This window comes from Gulosibacter sp. GYB002 (assembly GCF_036577665.1).
GTDB classification, from domain to species: Bacteria; Actinomycetota; Actinomycetes; order Actinomycetales; family Microbacteriaceae; genus Gulosibacter; species Gulosibacter hominis.
The window spans coordinates 174,968-196,108 of the sequence record NZ_JARBDD010000008.1 but is presented as its reverse complement, the minus strand read 5'-3'; the positions used below and the strand labels follow the sequence as shown (position 1 = coordinate 196,108).

Sequence of the window (21,141 nt, the reverse complement as noted above, 5' to 3'; positions counted from 1 at the left end):
CGAGCGTTCAGCATCGGATGCGGGTGTCAGCCGCCACTTGCTGCACAGCTGACACCCGCAGTGGCAGCTACTGCTTGATGCCAAAAGTTTCGGGATCGGCACCCGAAACGCGCTCGCCACGGTCGAGATCGGCCAGCGCCGACATTTCATCCACGTTCAGTTCAAAATCGAACAGGTCGAGATTTTCGCGCATCCGCTCAGCGCTGGTGGTCTTGGGGAACACAATATTGCCCAGGTGCAGATGCCAGCGCAGCACCACCTGCGCGGGAGTTTTACCGTGCGCGCGGGCAATGTCGGTGACAGTGGGCATTTCGAGTAGTCCGGCGCGTCCCTGCGCGAGCGGGCCCCACGCTTCTACGGCGATGTCGTTATCGCGGCAGAACTGGCGCAGCTGCGGCTGTGACATCAACGGATGCAGCTCGATTTGGTTCACGGCCGGAGTTTCACCCGCATCAATCAGGCGTTCAAGGTGCTCGATATTCATATTGCACACCCCGATCGAGCGGGTGCGGCCGGCGTCACGCAGCTGCATGAGTTCGGTCCACGACTCGAGATAGGCGTCGGTGTCGGGCACCGGCCAGTGAATGAGGTACAGATCAACCGCATCCAATTGCAGTCGCTCAAGCGAGGCATCGAGCGCGGCGGCAGCTTTCCCGGCACCGAGATCGTCGGTCCAAAGTTTGGTGGTGACAAAAAGCTCATCGCGAGGGATGCCGCTGGTAGCGATTGCGCGCCCCACACCCTCTTCATTGCCGTAGATGCGGGCGGTGTCGATGTGGCGGTAGCCGGCCTCGAGCGCTTCGCTCACACAGCGCTCGGTGTCTTCGGGGTCGATACGAAACACGCCGTAGCCCAGCTGGGGGATTGAATTGCCGTCAAGAAGCGAAACTGTGGGGATGCTGTTCATGGTCACCATTGTGCGCGGCTGCGGATGAATGGCGGCTCAGCAAGTGCCGAAACCCTCGCCCGCGAGAATGAATCCTGCCCCGATATCACCATTTTGTGCCCGCTACTCATCGTCATTGCCTACGATGGCCGGGTGACATTGGCCAGCTCCACCCGCACTTCCCGCCGCACCGGTTCGACCCAGGTCGTTCGCACCGGCTCGTGGGTAGACGATCTGTGGACTCGCCTCACCGCTGACCCCGTGCGTGCTCGCCGCACCGAGTGGGTGATCATCGGAGTACTCACCGTGGTGGCCGCGCTGATCCGATTTGTTCGGCTCGGAACGCCACAGCGGCTCGTATTCGACGAGGTGTACTACGTCATGGACGGCTGGTCGCTCGTCAACGCGGGGTACGAGTCGGAATATCCCGCCGAGGATGCGCGCGACCAGTTTGCATCCGGCAATGTGAACGGATTTGATCCCGATTCGCCCTCGTATGTGGTGCATCCGCCGTTCGGTAAGTTGCTGATCGGCTGGGGCATGCAGATTTTTGGTGCCGAACACATTTGGGCTTGGCGTATTGCCGTCGCGTTTTTTGGCACGCTCGCGGTGCCGCTGATGTACCTGGTGGGTCGGAAACTTTTGGGGTCGATCGGGCTCGCGGCAATCGGCGCTGGGTTCCTCGCGCTTGACGGTCACGCGATCACCACCAGTCGAGTGTCGATTCTCGACGGGCTGCTGATGTTTTTTGTGCTGCTCGGTTTTTATTTTTTGCTGCTCGACCGCGAGCACCACGAGCGGCAACTGGTGGCGCGGATGGCGCAGTGGCGCAAGCGGGCGCACCGGGAAGATCCCCGCATCCCGCTCGAACCGGTGCCCAGTAAATGGAGCTGGACAGTCGGCAAACGAGGGCAGCAGGCACCAACCGGCCCCGACTATGGCCCCGTGGTCTGGAACCGGCCGTGGCTCGTAGCAATGGCGGTAACGCTCGCCCTTGCCACCGCCGTAAAAATTTCGGGCGTGGTGTTTTTGGCGGCATTCTGTCTTGCTGCGGTTGGTTTGGATGCGGCGGTGCGCAAGCGCGAGGGCGTCACCTTCTGGCTTTCGGGCGCGGTGCTCAAGCAGGCGCCGATCGCCTTCGTGCTCACGATTCCGTTGGCGCTGGCGACTTACCTGTGCACCTGGTGGGGCTGGTTGAGCACCGAGGGTGGCTACTACCGGCAGTGGGCGAGCGAAGCTGCCGACCGAGCCTGGACCGGTGCGTTCGGCTGGGTGCCGCTGCCACTGCAGAGCCTGTGGCACTACCACTCCGAGGCCCTGAAATTTCACGAGGGGCTGCAGGGCGATCACCCGTATATTTCGCCCGCCTATGAGTGGCCGTTCATGCTGCGCCCCACCGCCTTTGCTTACGACTATTACAGTCAGGGCCAGGCTGGATGCGGCGCGAACGAGTGCGTGGTGGCGATCAATTCGATTTCGAATCCGCTGATGTACTGGCTGGGAACGGTCGCGGTGGTTTTCCTGCTGCTCTATCTGTTTGTGCGACCGAACTGGCGCTATGTGCTCATTCTCGTGGGGGTGGCCGCAGGATACCTGCCGTGGCTGCTCACTGGGCGCACTTCGATCTACCACTTTTATGTGATCGCCTGGCTGCCGTTTTTGTATCTGGCCGCGCCGGTTGCGCTGCAAACGCTCGCCGGGTCGCCTACCGATCGCAGACGCGGCCGCACGATCGCGGTCAACTGCGTGCTGGTGTTTTTGATCGCGGCAGTCATGGTATCGATTTGGTTCATGCCGATCTGGACCGGCGCCATGATTCCCAAGTGGTATTGGTACACGACCATGTGGCTGCCGGGGTGGCGATAGCGGATGCTCATCCTGGTAGGTACACCGCTCGGTAATCTCGCCGACGCTTCGCAGCGGATGCGCGAAACGCTCGCGCGCGTGGATGTGATCGCCTGTGAAGATACTCGCACCACCGCCAAACTGCTGCAGCTGCTCGAGGTGCATTCGCTGCGCGAGACGGGCAACCGGCCGCGCCTGATTGCCCTGCACGACCACAACGAGACCGAACTCGCCGCCGAGATCGCGCAGCTCGCGCTCGAACAGGATGTGGCACTGGTATCGGATGCGGGGATGCCAGGCATCAGCGACCCCGGCTATCCGGTGGTGGTGGCCTGCGCCGAGGTCGGTGCCACGGTGACGAGCGTGCCCGGCCCCACCGCGGTAGCAACCGCGCTGGCGATTTCGGGCCTTCCCACCGACCGGTTTTGTTTTGAAGGCTTTGTGCCGCGCAAGGCGGGGGAACGCGCTCGCTTGATTGCCGAGCTCGATCGCGAGCCGCGCACAATCGTGCTCTATGAGTCGCCGCACCGGCTGGCCACAACTCTGTCTGAGTTTGCCGCATCCTGGCCCAATCGACGCGCTGCCGTGTGCCGTGAACTTACGAAATTGCACGAGGAGGTTCGCCGTGGCACGTTGCGAGAGCTTGCTGATTGGGCTGCTGAGGGTGTGCGCGGCGAGATCGTGATTGTGCTCGCTGGCGCCGAGGCTGAGGTCGTGAACCTGGATACCGGTGCGGCACGCACCCTCGAGGTTGCGGCATCGGGGATGCGGTTGAAGGATGCGGCGGCCGAGGTTGCGGCGGCTACCGGGCTCAGCAAACGCGAGCTCTACCAGGCGGCGCTGGCGCAGCGAGACGAATAGCCACAGTGCCGGTACGCGCCCGGCGCGCGGTGCAGTACGGCGTCATACTTGTCGGCGAACCGCGGGCAACCCAGTAGACTAGCCAGCATGTCTTCTGGCGCATCTTTCTACGTCACCACCCCGATCTTCTACGTCAACGACGTTCCCCACATTGGTCACGCCTATGCCGAAGTGGCGGCGGACGTGTTGGCTCGCTGGCACCGGCAGCGCGGTGATGACACGTTCTTCCTCACTGGCACCGACGAACACGGGCAGAAGATTTTGCGGTCGGCGGCCGCCAACGGAGTTTCACCGAAGGAGTGGACCGACAAGCTTGTCGAAGATGCCTGGAAGCCGCTGCTACAGACACTCAACCTGTCGAATGACGACTTCATCCGCACCACCGAAGAACGTCACGAAGTTCGCGTGCGCCGATTTCTACAAGACCTCTACGACGCCGGACACATCTACGAAGACGAGTTCGAGGCGCTGTACTGCGTGGGCTGTGAAGAATTCAAACCCGAAGCCGAAATCATCGACGGCACCGACGCCTACGAGGGGCAAAAAGTTTGTGCCATCCACTCGAAGCCGCTCGAGTTGTTGAGTGAACGCAACTACTTTTTCCGGCTCGCAAATTTCCAGCAGCAGCTGCTCGACTACTACGAGGCAAACCCCGACTTCATCCAGCCCCAGGCCGCCCGCAACGAGGTCATCAGTTTTGTGCGCTCGGGATTGCACGACCTGTCGATCTCGCGCACCAGCTTCGACTGGGGCATCAAAGTGCCGTGGGACGAATCACACGTCGTCTACGTGTGGGTTGACGCGCTGCTCAACTATGTTTCGGCACTCAACTACGGCGACGAGGGCGAAACCAAATTCGACCGCTACTGGCCCGCCAACCACGTTGTCGGTAAAGACATCCTCCGCTTCCACGCGGTGATCTGGCCGGCGATGCTGATGGCCGCCGGAATCGAGCCGCCGCAGCGGGTGTTCGCAACCGGTTGGCTGCTGGTCGGCGGTGAAAAAATGTCGAAGTCGAAGCTCACCGGTATCGCACCCAGCGAAATCACCGATGTGTTTGGTTCGGATGCGTTCCGCTACTACTTCATGCGCGCCATCCACCTCGGGCAGGACGGTTCATTCTCATGGGAAGACCTCAACGCTCGCTACCACGCCGAACTCGCCAATGGTTTCGGTAACCTCGCCTCGCGAGTGCTGGCCATGGTGCGCAAATATTTTGCCGGCACCCTGCCAACCGGTATCTCAGCCGACCCTGAAATTCAGCAGCTCGCCGAGCACAGCATCCGCGAGTCCGAAGCCGCAATCGACCGGTTCGCGGTCGACCAGGCCATCGCCGAGGTATGGCAGCTCGTGGATGCGCTTAACGGCTACATCACCGAACAGCAGCCGTGGATCCTCGCCAAGGATGAATCCCAGCGCGACCGTCTCGCCCAGGTGCTCACCACCGCTGTGTGGGGCCTCGGAGTGCTGGCCGTGCTGCTGCACCCGGTGATTCCGATCGCGGCCGAAAAACTGTGGACGGCACTGCACGCTGAGGGCAACCTCAGCGACCAGCGCGTCGCCGATGCTCTTAACTGGAAATCGGACGGCACCGTTGGTGAGCTGCCGGCGCTGTTCCCCCGCGTCGAACAGGACGCCTAGTTTTGGCAACGCCCACTCGTCGCAGCAGCATCGCCGAGACCGGCCACCACCGGGAACTCAAATACCCCGAGGTGCCCGAGCCGCTCGGCACACCCTGCTATGACAATCACACGCACCTGCAGATTGAAGATGGCGAGGTGGGCCTGAGTGTTGCCGAGCATATGGATCTCGCTGCCGAAGCCAATATTCTCGGGGCGATCACCGTTGCTGGCGATGTGCCATCCAGCCGCTGGCAGGTGGCGGCCGCGCAGGCCGAGCCTCGGCTGCTGGCAGCGGTAGCCATTCATCCCAATGAAGCACCGGGTTATGCCGCCGGCACCATGCCCGACGGATACAACCTCGATGAGGCGCTCGCACAGATCGATGCGCTCGCTGCCGACGAGCGCGTGGCTGCCATCGGGGAGACCGGGCTGGATTTTTTTCGCACCACCGATGCTGATGGCATTTCCGCCCAGTACGAATCATTCGCGGCACATATTGAGCTCGCCAAACGGCACCGCCTGCCGATGCAAATCCACGACCGCGACGCGCACGACGAGGTGGTCGCCTCCCTAAAACGCGAGGGTGCGCCGGCCGGCACCGTGTTTCACTGTTTTTCGGGCGATGCCGAGCTCGCGAAACTTGCTGCAGATGAGGGCTGGTATCTGTCGTTTGCCGGAACGGTGACGTTCAAAAATGCCCCGCAATTGCGCGAGGCCCTCGAGGTGACGCCGCTGGAACGCATCCTGGTTGAAACCGATGCGCCATTCCTCACCCCGATGCCGTTTCGTGGACGCCCCAACGCCCCCTATCTCATCCCCATCACGCTGCGGTTCATGGCCGCGCATCTGGGGATGGACGCTGACGAACTGGCAGCTCAGGTCGCGAAAAACACGCTCGATCTGTACGGCCCCTTCGATCCCGAGGTTCGCAAAAAGTGGCTGGCCGCATCCGCACGAGGCACCCGATGAACGACCGCACCGAGTTTGCCGATGATGTGCAGCTGCTGGGGCCCGCCGAAGTGCGCGAGCTCGCGGCCGCGCTCGATGTGCACCCCACCAAAAAGCTCGGACAAAATTTTGTGCACGACCACGGCACGGTGCGCCGCATCGTGGGCCTCGCACAGGTTGCGCCGGGCGAACACGTGCTCGAAATCGGGCCCGGGCTCGGTTCGCTGACACTGGCGCTGCTAGCTGCAGGAGCCGAAGTCACCGCGATCGAGATAGATCCGCGCCTGGCGCAGCGACTGCCCGAAACGGCCGCAGCGATGGCGCCGAACGCCGCGGCGAGGCTAAGAGTTGTTGAACAGGATGCGCTCAAAGTCACCGAGGTAGTTGGCAACCCGGTGGCGCTGGTGGCAAACCTGCCGTATAACGTCTCGGTGCCGGTGCTGCTGCACCTGCTGCCGCTGCTGCCCTCGCTGCGCCGGGGTGTCGTGATGGTGCAGCGTGAAGTGGGGGAGCGCATCGCCGCCGAACCCGGATCGCGCGTGTACGGTGCCCCGAGCGTAAAAGCCGCCTGGTTTGGCAATTGGCAGACGCGGGGTCTCGTTGGCCGCAAGGTGTTCTGGCCGGTGCCGAACGTCGACTCGGTGCTCGTGTCATTCGTGGCAGGGGATGTGCGCGGTGACGAGCAGCTGCGCGAACGCACTTTCAAGCTGGTCGATGCGGCTTTTGCGCAGCGGCGCAAGATGCTGCGGCAGGCGCTCGCGCAAAGCTTCGGCTCGGCCGCTGCCGCGAGCCAGGCGCTGGTGGCCGCCGGTATCGATCCGACCGCTCGCGGTGAAGCGCTCACGATCGACGACTATGTGGCGCTGGCACGTGTTGATATCGATACGCTGCCGGGTGATAGCGAATAGCTGTCCGAATAGGGCAGCACCATTCACTCAGCGCCACCCACCTAGGGTGGAAATATGAGTGCAGTTATCGTCCGTGCCCCCGGGAAGATCAACCTTGCGCTCTCGGTGGGCCCGCTCGCAGACGACGGCTACCATCCGCTTGCGACAGTGTTTTTGGCGGTTGGGCTGTACGAGTATGTCGCCGCCGAGCCGGCAGACACCCTGCAGCTTGAATTTGATCCCGCCTCAGCGGTCCCGGTCGCCGATCTGGTAACCGACGACTCTAACCTTGTGATCCGGGCCGCAAAGCTGCTCGCCGAAGCAACCGGATGCACGGCCGGCGCCCGGCTGCGCGTCAAAAAAAATGTTCCGATCGCCGGCGGTATGGGCGGTGGCTCGGCGGATGCTGCGGCCACCCTGGTGGCCTGCAATGAGCTGTGGGGGACGAACCTGACCCGCACCGACCTCGAATCGCTGGCAGCACAGCTGGGCAGTGATGTGCCATTCGCGGTGAGTGGCGGCGCCGCGATCGGCACCGGCCGGGGTGAACAACTCGCGCGCACCCTGGTTGGCGGCGAATTGCACTGGGTGCTGCGTTTTAATGACCGCGGTATTTCGACCCCGGCCGCCTATCGGGCGCTTGATGAGCATCGCGCCCAGTTCGCCGAACATCTCGGCCCGGCACCGACCCCCGAGGTCGATCCGACCCTCCTGCAGGCGTTGCGCGCGGGAGACGTAGGTGCGTTGGCGCCGCAATTGGTCAATGACCTACAGGCGCCGGCGCTGCGGATGCGACCAGAGCTTGTGGCAGCGCTGGCTGCCGGAGAGCGTGCCGGGGCGCTTGCCGGGATTGTTTCGGGGTCTGGGCCAACACTGGCATTCCTCGCCCGCGACGGCCAGGACGCGGCCGCGATCGCCGAACGATTACGCGGTGACGGACACCGCGTGGCGCAGGTGTCGAGCCCCGCCGAAGGGGCAACCAGATGCTGTTAATTGGTGACCCACAAAACAACTGATCCGGCAAAATCATCGTTGCGGCCGATAGCGGTTACATCATCCGTTCAGTAGCGGCCGCAACCGAAAACCAAGTAGCGTGATCGATATGAATTCCAGTGCCGACGCTGCAAAACCCGGTTCGTCGGCCGCAAACCACACTGGTCAACCCGCGCGCAAACCGAACCCCGCCACCGTTGCCTTTCGGAAACTTGGCGAGGCGGCCAAACAGCAGGGGCTCCAGGATGAGTTCGCGGGCATCGTACAAATGATCCGCGATTCCCGCGGCCGGCCACCGAGCATTGTTGTGGTGGGCGAGGTGAACCGCGGTAAATCAACGCTGGTGAACTCGCTGCTGGCGACGGCAAATCTGGCACCCACCGGGCCGAGCGCAGTGACCGCCCTGGCGGTGAACTACGAGGTGGCGAGCGATGATTTTCCGCTGGGAGAAGCCGAACTCGAGTTCCCGCAACCGCCGAACCGCCGGCGTATCCTCGCTGCCGAACTACCGGCGTGGATCCGGCTTGATTCGCCGGTGCTGATGAACGCCGATCCGGCCCCACTGCAGGCATCGCAGGCAGTTCGCCCCGGTTTTTTGCAGGGATGCACGATAGTCGACACCCCCGGTTCGGGCGGCCTGAGCGAAGCCTACGCACTGCGCGCGCTGGCACGCGCACGTGACGCGAGCGTGCTGCTGCTGGTAACCGATGCGGCCGGACGCATCACCGAACCCGCACTCGATTTTTTGATGAACTGTGCCGAGCATGTCGAATCGGTGGTCGTGGCCGTCACCAAACTTGACCTGTATCGCAATAGTTCTGCCCAGATTCTTGAAGAAAACCGGCAGATTCTCGCGGCCCGGTCACCGCGCCTGGCGAATATCCCTATGGTCGCAGTGTCGGGGGCGTGGGGTGAACGCGCCGCTGCCGAAGCCGACCCCGAGCGGCGTCGGCGCCTGTTTGAGGCCAGCCGGGTTCCCGAACTCGCCGATGCACTGCGGGCACCGCTAATGCGCGCAAACCAGCTACCCACACTGAACGCGCTGCGGCAGGGAGCGGCGTTGCTCGAACAGCCACTTGTCGCGCTGCAAGCCGAACGCGAGGCGCTGGGCGGTGCGGTTGAGGCGCCCGAGGATGCCGTACGCATTAAAGAGCACCGCGAAAACCTGCTGCGCACATTTGAAGATGCGCGCTACGACTGGGGCGCGCAGGTCGACCGCGTGCGGGTTGAACTGACCTCGGCAAACTCCCGACTCACTCGTGAATTTGCCGCGCACTGGCGTGAGCGGGTGCAGTCGAAAGGTTCGGGAATTAGCGACCAGCAGGCGCTGGTGCTGCGCAACGAACTCGCCGCCGACCTCGAAGTGAACGTGCGTCGGGCCCTTGCAGGTATTGCACAGCGAGCCGGTGCGCTGCTCGCTGAACTCTACGCCGATGCCGGTATGGATCCCCATCGTGCGCTTTTTGGTGAGCTCAATCGCCGCATCACCGAGGTGGGTGATCAGCCCCGCGCTCCGATTGAACACAATGCCGCATCCCTCGACCCTCGCACACTGTTTTCGGGTGCCCTGATGGGGTCGGGTATCGGTTCACTGACCCTCGGCGCGCTACTCGGACCGGTTGGGGCGGCGCTGGTCGGCATGTCGATTATGGGCAGCCTCGGTGCACTATTGGCGCGGCGGCAGGCAAAGCGGCAGTCGTTTTTGCAGACCGTTAACGACGCCACGGTTGAGTTGCGTGAGGTGCTCGATCGGGCGGTACGCGGGGTACTGCAGGTGGTGCAAACGGATGCAAAAAAAATTTTTGATCGCGACCTGAAAGCATCCGCCAACGCCGCGAAAGCCGAGCTTGACCGCATCGAATCGGCGCGGCGAGCGAGTGAATCTGAGCGGAGACAGAGGCTTGGCCGGCTCAATCCGCAGATCGAACAGATTCAGGACGCGATACGTACGGCAGCTGCGGAAGTCGAACGACTAACGCAGTCAAAGACCGAACCGTAATCCAAACCTCGTATGCTCATTCAACGTGACTCAACCACTTCCATAACAACGACGAGAGGAGCGTCGGCCGATGACCTGGCGACTCGCCATCGACTTTGGTACTTCGAACACCGCCGCCGCTATTGACGCGAACGGTGTGGTTCGGCCGGTGAGCCTGTCTGATGGTGGCATCACCATGCCCTCGGCCGTAGTGCTGACGCCCTCGGGCTTTCGTGTTGGTGACGAGGCGCTCAACGCGCAGCTGCGACACCCCGACGGCTTTGAGCGCACCCCCAAAGCACTGATTGGTCGTGGCGATGTGGTGCTCGGCGGCAAAATTGTCAGCCCCGAAGATCTGATCACCGAGGTGTATTCGAGCGTGCGCGAAACCGCGCTGCGTCGGCAAAACAATGAACCGCCACGGGAAGTGTGGCTGACGCATCCGGTCGCCTGGGCGCCCTCGCAGATCGAGTCGCTGCGCAAGGGCGCGATCGCGGCCGGTTTCAGGCCCGACACGATTCGCACCGTTTCTGAACCGATCGCCGCGGCCGCACACTATGCCCGCAACCAGCAGGCGGCACCGGGATCGCGGGTGGCGGTATTCGATTTCGGTGGCGGCACGCTCGACCTCGCGGTGCTCGAACGCGCACCACAATCACCGGTCGGCTACCGGGTATTGGCCTATGGTGGCGACCCGGTGCTCGGCGGCCGCACCTTTGATGCCCGCCTGCTCGACTGGACACTCGACACACTGCGCTCGCGCGGGCACCAGGAGCTCGCCGATCGCCTGCACCAGCCGCGCACCATGGCCGAGCTGCGCGCACAATCAGCGCTCGGCAGCGCGGTAACCGCCGCAAAAACCGAACTCTCCACCCGTCCCGACGCCGATATTTCGGTGAGCCTGGGTGAAGAGGATGCGGTGGTGACGATCACCCGTGGCGAATATGAGCGGCTGATTGCCGGCGATATTGAGCGTGCCGCAAAGCTGCTTCAGGATGTGTTCGATCGCGTCTCGGGTGAACGCCCGGCACTCGTCTACCTCACCGGTGGCTCGTCACGCACCCCGGCGATTAGCCGCATGATTCGTGAGCGCACGAATTTGCAGATCGCCACGCTTGACGACCCCAAACTGGTCACTGCCGAAGGCGCGCTCTACGTGTCCGCGGCCGGCGCCGGCCGCCGCGGACGACCACCGCAGGCTCCGGGCCGGCAACAGCCGCGACGGGGTGCTCCGAGCCCGAACGGTCCGCGGCCTGGCGCGCAGCGTCCCGGTGGGCAGCCTCCAACCCGGCAGCATTCCGGCGGCGCTCGACCGAATGGGCCGCATACCCGACCGAACCCGGCAGGCGGCGGTGCTCCCGCACAAACCGGCCCGATGCGCCAGCCCGGCCAGCGGCCAACGCCAGCTCCAGGAGCCCGACCGCCTGGACCGAACCCCGGCTCACCGAACGGGCAGCGTCCGAACGGCCCGGCACCGCGGCCAAACGTACCGCGCCCAGCCTCGCAGCATCCTGGCGGTGGTGCGCCACGCCCCGCCGATCGGCGACCGGCACCGCAGCCCGCAAAGCCTGCCACCAAAAAGCGTAATGTGCCGCTCATAATCGGACTCGTGATTCTCGCGCTCGCGGTGGTCGTCGGGCTTATCTGGGGTGGTGTGGCCCTGTTCGGCGGCGGTTCAAAACCGAGCGCCGGGTCGGCCCCGAGCGGCAAAGTCACCTGCTGGGACGATTCCACCGCTGAAGCCGGTAAAAACTGTCCAGCCCTCACCGGGGAAGCAGCCCTCAAATGGATCGTGCCGGTCGACGACGCGTCATGCCGTTCGTCGAACTTCGAGGCAAAAACAGCGCTCGAGTGCACCTGGTATGACGAGCCGTACGCATCACTGCACCTGCTCGAGTTCGACAGCGCCGACACCGCGATTGCCTACGGCGAAAACAGCTACGGCGGTTCGGGTAGTGAATGGACCCTCGACGGTAAGGCGAGCGGCACCACCTGGGAGGGCGACTTCGATCAGGGAAGTGGGGGCTACTCGTATTACTACGTGTATCAAGACCTGCCCTACGGTATTTTTGTGCGCTTCGACAACGACTCCTCCGGTAATCACGGAAAAATCGAAGACCTGAAGCGCCACTTCGATCCCAAAACCTACCGGAAGGTTTCAACCGCGGTGGCGGTTGCGGATCGCGCATGAGTGCCATCAGCGCCAGTGAGGGGATGCGCCGGGCAGTTAACGAACTGTGTGACGCATTTGATCGGGTTGATCGCCCCGGCACCGGACAGCTCACCGATTCGGTGCGGCGCTCGCTTAACGACACCATTCGACTGGCGGTGGTTGGCCGTGTCAAAGCCGGTAAATCGACACTGGTAAATGCGCTCGTCGGTCGGGTTGTGGCACCGACCAGCGCCGTGGAATGTACCAAAGTAACCACCCACTACACCTTTGGTGGCCCCGAACGCGGCGAAGTCGTGCTGCGCAACGGTCAGCGGCTGCCTTTTGACCTCATAAACGGCTGCCTGCCCGACACACTGCCGGCACCCATCGAACATATTGCCCACGCGATCGTCTATTTGCAGTCGGAAGTGCTGCGCGATATGACGCTCATCGACACCCCGGGGCTTGCCACAACCACCACGGAACACGCCGAAGCCACCCGCCGCGAAATCCTCGGCCATGAGGGTGCTCAGGCCGCCGACGCGCTGGTCTATGTGTTTCGGGATATGCCACTGCGCGACGATCTCGAATTCCTCCGCGAGTGGGGGAGCATCACCAACACAGCAGGTGAAGACGCCGCGCGCGCAATCGGAGTGCTCAGCCACGCCGACACCTTCGGCGGCACACCCTGGGGGAGTGCCGACCCCATCGAGCTGGCGCGTCAACGCGCCGAAACATTTGCCTCGCAGCACGGCGCCAACCTCGGCACGGTGGTGGCGATTGCCGGCAATATGGCGCAGGCGGCACGCACCGGGCTGGTACGAGAAGACGACGCCACCTCGCTGGCGCAGTTGGCCGCTGCGGATGACCTCGACCTCGAATTGCGAGGAGGCGAACCGGATGCGGCCATCGCCCCGGGCATTTATAACCGCGAAGTGCAGCGCCTGGTCGAATTGATCGGTGAGTATGGGCTGCGTCACGGACGCGCCCCGGCTCAGCAGGGGGCGCGCGCCCTCAGCGATTGGCTCGTGCAGGCCTCGGGAATTGAGCAGCTGCGCCGGGCGCTCGCGGTGCGCTATGTGGGGCGCTACTCGTATGTAAAAACCCGTCGCGCACTCGAACAACTCGAACGGCTGGCCTGGTCGAACGGGGCACCGCCACCGCTGCGTAACCTGGTGGCCGAGGCCCGGCTGCGCCCCGAATTGCATCCGCTCAATGAATTGGATGCGCTGGAACGGCTGGCTGCGGTCGAACCTGACCACCCGCTGGTTGGGATGCTCGACCGCCAGCTCGCCGGGCGCAACGATGCCGAAAAACTCGCGATGCCGCCATCATCAACGGCACTGCAATTGCGTGACCGGGCACTGAAATGGTCGGTAGAGGCCCGCCGCGCGGCTGTAGTTGAGCCATACCCCGAGCGGCAGAACGCCTACCAGGTGCTCGACCGCTCATTCACCAACCTGGCGCTGCGCCTCAACGGATAGCCAGTAGCTAAACGTCAGTAGCTAGCCGCCAGTAGTTAGACGTCGCGGCGGCTAGACGAGGAAGGCGTTCGAGTCGTCGCCGGGAGTGTCGAAATCGTTGTCGGTGTCGTGCGATTCGCCAAGGTCGGCGCTGTCGTAATTGGGCTGGTCGATGTCGAGTGCCTGGTCGCCGCCAAATTCGCCGGTGTCGATACCGGCTGCGTCGTCGCTGAACTCGGCAGTGCCGAAGACGCTGTCGAGCAGCGAGCCGTTGCCTGCCGAGTCGTCGGTCGACTCGGGCGTGGGGGATGGTTCGCCGTCGCTTGGCCGCTGGTCGGTGTCGACGGGGTCGGCATCGGTCGCCGTGCCCGACTCGAGTCCGTGGTCAAAAATCGCGTCGTTATCGATCACATCCGGATCGATCGCATCATCGGCGTAGTCGGCGGTGTCGTTTTCGGCGGGGTCATCAAAAAGGTCAACGAGGTGGTCGGCCATTCCCGGGGGTGCGATGAATGCGTCCTCAAGCATGCCGTCCCACTGCTCATCGCTGAGCGAAGGCACCTCGCCGAGGAACGATTCGTCTGCCAGCTGGGGTGAATTGGGGTCCGACATGATGTTCTCTCTCTTACAGTGCGCGCCGGTGGTAAAAATCTGTGACTCTACTGAGTGTGATGCATCGGGCGCCGGGAAAGTTCCCGGCTCAGCAGAAATTCCGGCGCCCGATGCGGTTGTGAAAATTGCGGTTACGAAATTGTCTAGACGAAATCCGACACTTCCGGACCATCAAAGTCTTCCAACTCGTTGATCTCGCCATTACCGTCGGCGTGGCCAACCGAGTCAAAAGTGCCGTCGCCGGTGGTGTCCATCCACACCTCGTCGGCGAGGCCATCGCCGTCGTGGTCGATCAGCATCGTGTCGAGGTTGCCGTCGCTATCGCCGTCAACCAGGGCGCCGTCGAGCTGGCCGTCACCGTCGGTGTCGAACTCGACCTGGCCTTCGAGGTAACTGGATTCGTCGGTGTCATTGATCGGCTCGCCCGAGTTGCCTCCGTCAGTCGAGTCGCCGGTGGCATCCCCGGTGCCGGTGGGGTCAGACGGGAGCGGCTGCTCGTTCGGCGGCGCGGGAAGGTTGTTGATGTCGTTCGCGTCGGTGAAGCTGTCGGGCCCGTAGGGATCGATGGCGTGTTCTTCGTCGGCATAACCGTCACCGTCAATGTCGACACGAGCCAGATCGAGCTTGCCGTCACCGTCGGTGTCGTAGGCGGTGGTGTCGATGATGCCGTCGCCATCGCTGTCAATGTCGGCGTAGTCGAAGGTGCCGTCACCGTCAGTATCGATAAATCGAGTGTCGATGTTTCCGTCGCCGGTGGTGTCGGCGTAAACATTGTCAACGCTGCCGTCACCGTCAAAATCGAACGCCTTGGCGCTGGTGCCGTCGGGGTTCGTTGACTCTGCAACCGGGTCGTGTCCGTAGAAGGCCTCGTTCGGGTTGCCGCTGTCGGTGGTGCTCATCGTTGTTTGCTCCTTCGAATCAAAGTCGTAGTGGATGCTTTCGCTGATTCGTAGATTGGATGCGCATCCACACCCAAAAGTTCCCCGCATCCGAAAAATATTTCTGGCCGGTCTGCTGCCGCGCAGGCGCACCGGCCGGGAGAGGCAGCTGTGCGCCGCATCTGGCCGAGAAGCGACTGAGAGTCAATCTCTAGACGGATATTTACTCTGGAATCTTTCAACGTAACCCGCAACTATTAGTTTTTGTTCCGATTGTGTTGAGCTGCCGAGAGGCGAACGACAGGAGTGGCAATGGAGAGTGCTGCCAATGAAGCCCAACTGCTTGCCGAAGCGAAGCAGGGCGACCGGCGCGCTTTTTCACTCTTGCTTGAGCCCTACCGAAACCGACTCTGGGCCGTATGCCTGCGCACCTGCGGGCACCGAGCCGACGCCGAAGACGCCCTGCAAAACACGCTGATTGCGATCTGGCAAAACCTGCCGAAGTTTCGGGGCGAATCGTCAATTTCGACGTGGGCGTTCCGCATCGCACAGAACTCGGCACTGGCGATTATCCGCAAACGCCGAGAGGTGACTGTCGACGAAGACGCCGCCGAGTATGTGTTCGATCGCGCCGACGACACCGACCACGCCGAAGCCAATGCGGTGCGTGATCGCGTGCAGCGCGCGCTCGAAACGCTCAGTGAAGACTTCCGCGTGGCGCTGGTGCTGCGCGAATTTGCCGACTACACCTACGAGCAGATCGCCGACTACCAGCAGGTGCCGGTGCAGACCGTGCGCTCACGACTCAACCGGGCACGTAAACAACTCAAAGAAGCCCTGCTCGCGCAGGAACAAATTGAGCTCTGAGGCAGCCTAGTTTTCGAGCCGTTCGGCAAGTTCGAGCCAGCGCAACTCGAGCTCATCGATTTCATCCTGCACGGCGCTGCGCTCGTGACCGATCGCGGTGAGCCCCTCGTAATCTGACTGGTCATGTGCGGCCAGCCTCGCATCCACCGCGGTTAATTCTTCGGCGAGTTTCGTGAGGCGCCGCTGAATGGCCGCGGTCTCTTTTTCGAGGCTGCGCCGCTCGGCACCGCTGAGCCGGGATGAATCGGCCGCTGCCGGAGCGGCAACCTGCTCGCCCGCCTGGGGGGCCGCAGGTGCGGTGCCGTGCGCTGAAAGCCGCAGATATTCATCCACGCCACCGGGAAGATGCCGAAGCGTGCCACCAATCACCGCATACTGCTGGTCGGTGATGCGCTCGAGCAGGTAGCGGTCGTGTGACACCACCAGCAGCGTGCCCGGCCAGGTGTCGAGCAAATCTTCCATCGCCGCGAGCATGTCGGTGTCGAGATCGTTTGTGGGCTCGTCGAGGATGAGCACATTCGGTTCGTCAAGCAAAATCAGCAGCAATTGCAGCCGGCGTTTTTGACCGCCCGATAGATCACGCACCGGGGTCTGCAATTGCGCGCTGGTAAAGCCGAGCCGCTCGAGCAGCTGCGAGGGGGTCATCTCGTCGCCTGCCGCGGTGTAGGTGCGCTTGAGACGGCCCACCACCTCAAACACGCGGTCGTCAGCAACCTCTTTGAGCTCGTCAAGCTGCTGCGACAGGGTGGCGATGCGCACGGTCTTACCGTGTTTGACCCGGCCCGAAGTGGGTGAGAGCTCACCGGTAATGAGCCGTAGCAGCGTCGATTTCCCGGCGCCGTTCACTCCCAGAATGCCGGTGCGCTCACCCGGAGCAATCCGCCAGGTAACGTCATGCAGCACCTGCCGATCACCAAACGCAACGGCGGCGTTCTCAAGATCGACCACATCCTTGCCGAGTCGCGCAACCGCCATCCGCTGTAGTTCGATCGGATTCCGCACCGGCGGCACATCGGCAATCAGTTGGTTGGCGGCTTCGATGCGAAACTTCGGTTTTGACGTGCGCGCCGGAGCGCCGCGGCGCAGCCAGGCGAGCTCTTTGCGCATCAGGTTTTGGCGTTTTTGCTCGGCGATTGCAGCCTGCCGGTCGCGCTCAACACGCTGCAGCACATACGCGGCATAACCGCCCTCGAATTCTTCGACGATGCGGTCGTGCACCTCCCACATGCGGGTGCAAACCTCGTCGAGAAACCAGCGGTCGTGGGTAACCACCACGAGCGCACCCTCGTTCGGCGACCAGCGTTCGTTGAGATGCTTTGCCAGCCAGTGAACCCCCTCAATGTCGAGGTGGTTGGTGGGCTCGTCAAGCATCAAAATATCGCAATCATCGATGAGCACCTGCGCGAGCGCCACCCGACGCTGCTGGCCACCCGAAAGGTCACCAATGCGGGCATCCCAATCGAGATCGCTGACCAGGCCGCCAATTATGTCGCGGATGTGTGCATCCCCGGCCCACTCAAATTCGTCACGGTCACCAACGATGCTGTGTCCCACCGAGTCATCCAGATCGAGCGCATCGCTCTGGTCGAGCATGGCGATGCGGGTGTCGCGGCGCACGGTCACTTGACCGGCATCGGGTTGCATCCGCCCGGCCATGATTTTCATCAGCGTTGATTTACCGTCGCCGTTGCGGCCGACAATGCCGATGCGGTCGCCGGCAGCAATTCCCACGGTGACGTCGTCGAAGACGGCTTTGGTGGGGAATTCGAGCTGCAGATGTTCGGCGCCAAGTAGATGAACCATAGGCGTCTAGTTTGCCTGACAGCACGCGGCGGAGCTAACTGCCGCGCTGGAGGCATCGCGGGCGCTAGCTGTCGTTCGGTGCGATCCGCACTGCCAGCGTGCGCAGGGTGTCGGCAAAAACCTCGCGTTCGGCCGGCGATAGCGGCTCGAGCAGCGACTGCTCGGCCCGGAGCAGATGCTTAATTGCTTCGTCAACGCGGGCGATGCCGTCGCCGGTCATGTGCACGAGCACGCTGCGGCCATCGGCGGGATCATCGCTGCGGCGCACCAGGCCGCGCTGTTCGAGTCGGTCGATGCGGTTGGTCATGGTGCCCGAAGAAACCAGGTTGGTTTGCATCAGCTGCTTCGGGGTGAGTGCGTGCGGGTGACCGGCACGGCGCAGCGCCGAGAGCACATCAAACTCCCACAGTTCGAGCTGCGCCGCCGAAAAAGCGGTGCGGCGAACGGCATCGAGCTGGCGTGAGATGCGTTTGATTCGCGAAAACACCTCGAGGGGCGAAAAATCGAGGTCGCCACGCACGGTGGCCCACTCTGCGACGATCTGGTCGACCGCATCCCGACCGCTGAATTCAGACATAAGTTCTATTATTCCCGACGGTTTTTCGGCGCCTGCGGCGAAGTCGTGGCAGACTATACGGGCACGACACATTCCTCCTTGGTGTAACGGCAGCACGACGGCCTTTGGAGCCGTGAGGTCCAGGTTCGAATCCTGGGGGAGGAGCTACAACTCAATGCCCGCGTACCGTCGCCAATGACACGATCTTGGGAGTAGCCACATGACCGATCAGAACTTGGCCGTGATCATCCTCGCCGCTGGTAAGGGCACCCGGATGAAGTCGAAAACGCCGAAGGTGCTGCACAAGCTCGGTGGGCTGCCAATGATCGGACACGTGCTGCACACGGCGGCAGAGCTCGGTGCCGCGCACACAGTTGCGGTGGTACGCCACGATCGCGACCGGGTGGCCGAAGCCATCCTCGAATTTGCACCGAACACCATCATTGCCGATCAGGATGAAATTCCCGGCACCGGTCGTGCCCTAGAAACCGGTTTGGATGCACTGCCCGCCGATTTTGACGGCGATGTGGTGGTGCTCTCAGGCGATGTGCCGCTGCTCGACTCGGTAACGGTGGGGCGTCTGGTGGATGCGCACCGCAGCCGGCGCGACGATCTCACCATGCTCAGCGCAATCTATGACGATCCGACCGGATTCGGCCGCGTGCTGCGCGATGACAGCGGGGAGTTTGCCCAGATCGTTGAAGATCGTGACGCCACCGAGCAGCAGAAGCTTGTGCGTGAAATCAACGCCGGAGTGTATGCCTTTACCGCAGCCGCGGCTCGGGATGCGATGTCGCGCATCGGCACCGACAATGTGCAGGCCGAAAAATATCTTACGGATGCGGCCGCACTGATCCGCGGCGACGGCGGCCGGATTGCTGCGGTGGCGGTCACCGACAACTGGCTCGTACAGGGAATTAACGACCGCGCGCAGCTGGGTGCGACCGCGCGCGAATACAACCGTCGCGTACTCGAACACTGGATGCGTGAGGGTGTGACGATTGTCGACCCCGACACCACCATCATTGAGCGCGACGTGACCCTGGCTCCCGACGTGGAAATTCAGCCGGGTACGCAGCTGCGCGGGGCAACCACAGTGGCCGAGGGGGCTGTGATCGGCCCCGACACCACGCTGGTTGACTGCGAGGTTGGCGCTGGCGCCACGGTGAAACGCACTGACGCTACGCTCTCGGTGATCGGCGAGGGGGCGACCGTGGGGCCCTGGAGCTATCTGCGGCCGAACTCGGTCGTGGGTGCCGGAGCGAAGGTAGGCACCTTCGTTGAGACCAAAAACAGCGCCATCGGTGCCGGCGCAAAAGTGCCGCACCTTTCGTATGTCGGCGATGCTGAAATTGGTGAGGGTTCGAACCTCGGCGCCGGCACGATCACCGCGAACTACGACGGGGTGGCGAAACATCGCACCGTGGTTGGCAAACACGTCAAGATCGGTTCCGACAATGTGCTGGTGGCTCCGGTTGAGATTGGCGACGGCGCATACTCGGGTGCCGGTACGACCATCCGCAAGGATGTGCCCGCCGGCGCCCTGGTGATCACCGTGGCCCCGCAGCGAAACATTCCCGGCTGGGTGGCAAAAAACCGGCCCGGTTCCGACTCTGCCAAGGCTGCCGAGGATGCATCCGGCACGTCGGGCGAATAAAGCGAGTAACCTGGTTTTATTAATCTTGCAGACGACAGCAAACTGCAGTTGACGAGCGAAATAGGGGCGGTAATTCGTGTCTGGCATCATGCATCCCGGTGAAAAACGACTCGTACTGATCGCGGGGCGCACCCATCCCGAGCTGGCCCAGCAAATTGCGCACGAGCTTGGAACTGAGCTGCTCGAAACCGAAACCCGCACCTTCGCCAATGGCGAGATTTACGCCCGCTACGGCGAGTCGGTGCGTGGTGCGGATGCGTTTGTGATCCAGTCGCATGACGCCCCGATCAACGAGGCGATCATGGAGCAGCTCATCATGGTGGACGCGCTCAAGCGCGCCTCTGCCAAGCGCATCACCGTCGTTGCGCCCTGCTACCCATATGCCCGCCAGGACAAGAAGGGCCGCGGGCGCGAACCCATCTCGGCACGTCTGATCGCTGACCTGTTCAAGACCGCCGGCGCTGACCGCATCATGTCGGTGGATCTTCACGCCTCCCAGATCCAGGGCTTCTTCGACGGGCCCGTCGACCACCTGTTCGCTATGCCGGTGCTGATGGAGTACTTCCGCAAAAAGCTCGGCAACGACCCGAACCTCACCATCGTTTCGCCCGATATGGGCCGCGTGCGCGTCGCCGACCGCTGGTCGGACGCACTCGGTGCACCCCTCGCGATTATCCACAAGCGTCGCGATCCGAAGGTGGCGAACGAGGTGACCGTGCACGACATCGTCGGAAACGTCGAGGGCCGCACCTGTCTGATGGTAGACGACCTGATCGACACCGGCGGCACGATCCTCAAGGCCGCACAAGCGCTGCGCGACCACGGCGCCTCGAAGGTGGTCGTGGCGGCAACCCATGCCGTGTTCTCGGGCCCGGCTATCGAGCGGCTCTCAAACGAGTGCATCGACGAGGTGGTCGTCACCGACACGCTGCCCATCACCGCAGAAAAGCAGTTCGACTCGCTCACGGTGCTGCCGATTGCGCCGCTCATTGCGCGCGCGATTCACGAGGTGTTTGAGGACGGCTCGGTCACCAGCATGTTTGACGGGGCCGCGTAACATCCTGCCGTGAGGGCGACAGCACATCTCGCATTTTGTCGCAGTAGATGTCAGAGTGTGACGTCGCGTGACGCTG

17 protein-coding genes and 1 tRNA gene are annotated in these 21,141 nt (G+C 62.9%); 13 read left to right on the top strand and 5 right to left on the bottom strand.

The window, feature by feature from the left end; all coding sequences use genetic code 11:
- Positions 1–67: 67 nt before the first annotated feature.
- Positions 68–916, bottom strand: coding sequence for an aldo/keto reductase (locus PV375_RS05325; RefSeq protein ID WP_332106444.1), 849 nt, complete (start codon positions 914–916; stop codon positions 68–70).
- 15 nt (positions 917–931) lie between these two features.
- Between PV375_RS05325 and PV375_RS05320 the strand changes: the two genes are divergently transcribed.
- The 9 genes from PV375_RS05320 to PV375_RS05280 all read left to right on the top strand — a co-directional run bounded on the left by PV375_RS05320 (position 932) and on the right by PV375_RS05280 (position 13,656).
- Positions 932–2,752: a dolichyl-phosphate-mannose--protein mannosyltransferase gene (locus tag PV375_RS05320; protein ID WP_332106443.1), complete on the top strand. Its 1,821-nt coding sequence runs from the start codon at positions 932–934 to the stop codon at positions 2,750–2,752.
- Between the two features lie 3 nt (positions 2,753–2,755).
- Complete coding sequence (gene rsmI, locus PV375_RS05315; RefSeq protein WP_332106442.1) at positions 2,756–3,592, top strand: 16S rRNA (cytidine(1402)-2'-O)-methyltransferase; 837 nt, start codon at positions 2,756–2,758, stop codon at positions 3,590–3,592.
- A gap of 87 nt (positions 3,593–3,679) precedes the next feature.
- Positions 3,680–5,233, top strand: a complete 1,554-nt coding sequence (metG, locus tag PV375_RS05310) for a methionine--tRNA ligase (protein WP_332106441.1) — start codon at positions 3,680–3,682, stop codon at positions 5,231–5,233.
- A 2-nt stretch (positions 5,234–5,235) separates the two neighbouring features.
- On the top strand, positions 5,236–6,183 hold the full coding sequence (locus PV375_RS05305; RefSeq protein ID WP_332106440.1) for a TatD family hydrolase: 948 nt from the start codon (positions 5,236–5,238) through the stop codon (positions 6,181–6,183).
- A complete protein-coding gene (gene rsmA / locus PV375_RS05300; RefSeq protein ID WP_332106439.1) occupies positions 6,180–7,070 on the top strand; it encodes a 16S rRNA (adenine(1518)-N(6)/adenine(1519)-N(6))-dimethyltransferase RsmA in 891 nt (296 codons plus the stop codon). The genes PV375_RS05305 and rsmA overlap by 4 nt, the downstream gene beginning before the upstream one ends.
- Positions 7,071–7,124: 54 nt before the next feature.
- Entirely contained in the window at positions 7,125–8,042 is a 918-nt protein-coding gene (locus tag PV375_RS05295) for a 4-(cytidine 5'-diphospho)-2-C-methyl-D-erythritol kinase (protein ID WP_332106438.1), read from the top strand.
- Positions 8,043–8,151: 109 nt separating this feature from the next.
- A complete protein-coding gene (locus PV375_RS05290) occupies positions 8,152–10,041 on the top strand; it encodes a GTPase (protein ID WP_332106437.1) in 1,890 nt (629 codons plus the stop codon).
- A 70-nt stretch (positions 10,042–10,111) separates the two neighbouring features.
- The gene (locus PV375_RS05285) at positions 10,112–12,211 is read left to right on the top strand and encodes an Hsp70 family protein (RefSeq protein ID WP_332106436.1); all 2,100 of its coding nucleotides are present in this window, start codon (positions 10,112–10,114) and stop codon (positions 12,209–12,211) included.
- Positions 12,208–13,656: a dynamin family protein gene (locus PV375_RS05280; protein WP_332106435.1), complete on the top strand. Its 1,449-nt coding sequence runs from the start codon at positions 12,208–12,210 to the stop codon at positions 13,654–13,656. The genes PV375_RS05285 and PV375_RS05280 overlap by 4 nt, the downstream gene beginning before the upstream one ends.
- A gap of 51 nt (positions 13,657–13,707) precedes the next feature.
- Here the strand turns inward: PV375_RS05280 and PV375_RS05275 are convergent, their stop codons facing one another.
- Together PV375_RS05275 and PV375_RS05270 are read right to left on the bottom strand one after the other, a co-directional pair.
- Entirely contained in the window at positions 13,708–14,247 is a 540-nt protein-coding gene (locus PV375_RS05275) for a hypothetical protein (protein WP_332106434.1), read from the bottom strand.
- Between the two features lie 143 nt (positions 14,248–14,390).
- Complete coding sequence (locus PV375_RS05270; RefSeq protein ID WP_332106433.1) at positions 14,391–15,146, bottom strand: hypothetical protein; 756 nt, start codon at positions 15,144–15,146, stop codon at positions 14,391–14,393.
- Positions 15,147–15,437: 291 nt separating this feature from the next.
- On the opposite strand from PV375_RS05270, the gene PV375_RS05265 reads away from it, so the two are divergent.
- Complete coding sequence (locus PV375_RS05265; protein ID WP_332106432.1) at positions 15,438–15,992, top strand: RNA polymerase sigma factor; 555 nt, start codon at positions 15,438–15,440, stop codon at positions 15,990–15,992.
- A 6-nt stretch (positions 15,993–15,998) separates the two neighbouring features.
- On the opposite strand, the gene PV375_RS05260 is transcribed toward PV375_RS05265, so the two are convergent.
- Positions 15,999–17,795: an ABC-F family ATP-binding cassette domain-containing protein gene (locus PV375_RS05260; RefSeq protein WP_332106431.1), complete on the bottom strand. Its 1,797-nt coding sequence runs from the start codon at positions 17,793–17,795 to the stop codon at positions 15,999–16,001.
- A gap of 64 nt (positions 17,796–17,859) precedes the next feature.
- Positions 17,860–18,372 carry a MarR family winged helix-turn-helix transcriptional regulator gene (locus PV375_RS05255; protein WP_332106430.1) on the bottom strand — a complete coding sequence of 171 codons (513 nt, stop codon included), beginning with the start codon at positions 18,370–18,372 and terminating at the stop codon, positions 17,860–17,862.
- Between the two features lie 72 nt (positions 18,373–18,444).
- Here PV375_RS05255 and PV375_RS05250 point away from each other — a divergent pair.
- From PV375_RS05250 to PV375_RS05240, 3 genes are all read left to right on the top strand, one after another.
- Positions 18,445–18,516 (top strand) — tRNA-Gln (locus PV375_RS05250).
- Positions 18,517–18,571: 55 nt separating this feature from the next.
- A complete protein-coding gene (glmU, locus tag PV375_RS05245) occupies positions 18,572–20,008 on the top strand; it encodes a bifunctional UDP-N-acetylglucosamine diphosphorylase/glucosamine-1-phosphate N-acetyltransferase GlmU (RefSeq protein ID WP_201613801.1) in 1,437 nt (478 codons plus the stop codon).
- An 88-nt stretch (positions 20,009–20,096) separates the two neighbouring features.
- The gene (locus PV375_RS05240; RefSeq protein ID WP_332106495.1) at positions 20,097–21,065 is read left to right on the top strand and encodes a ribose-phosphate diphosphokinase; all 969 of its coding nucleotides are present in this window, start codon (positions 20,097–20,099) and stop codon (positions 21,063–21,065) included.
- Positions 21,066–21,141 lie beyond the last annotated feature (76 nt).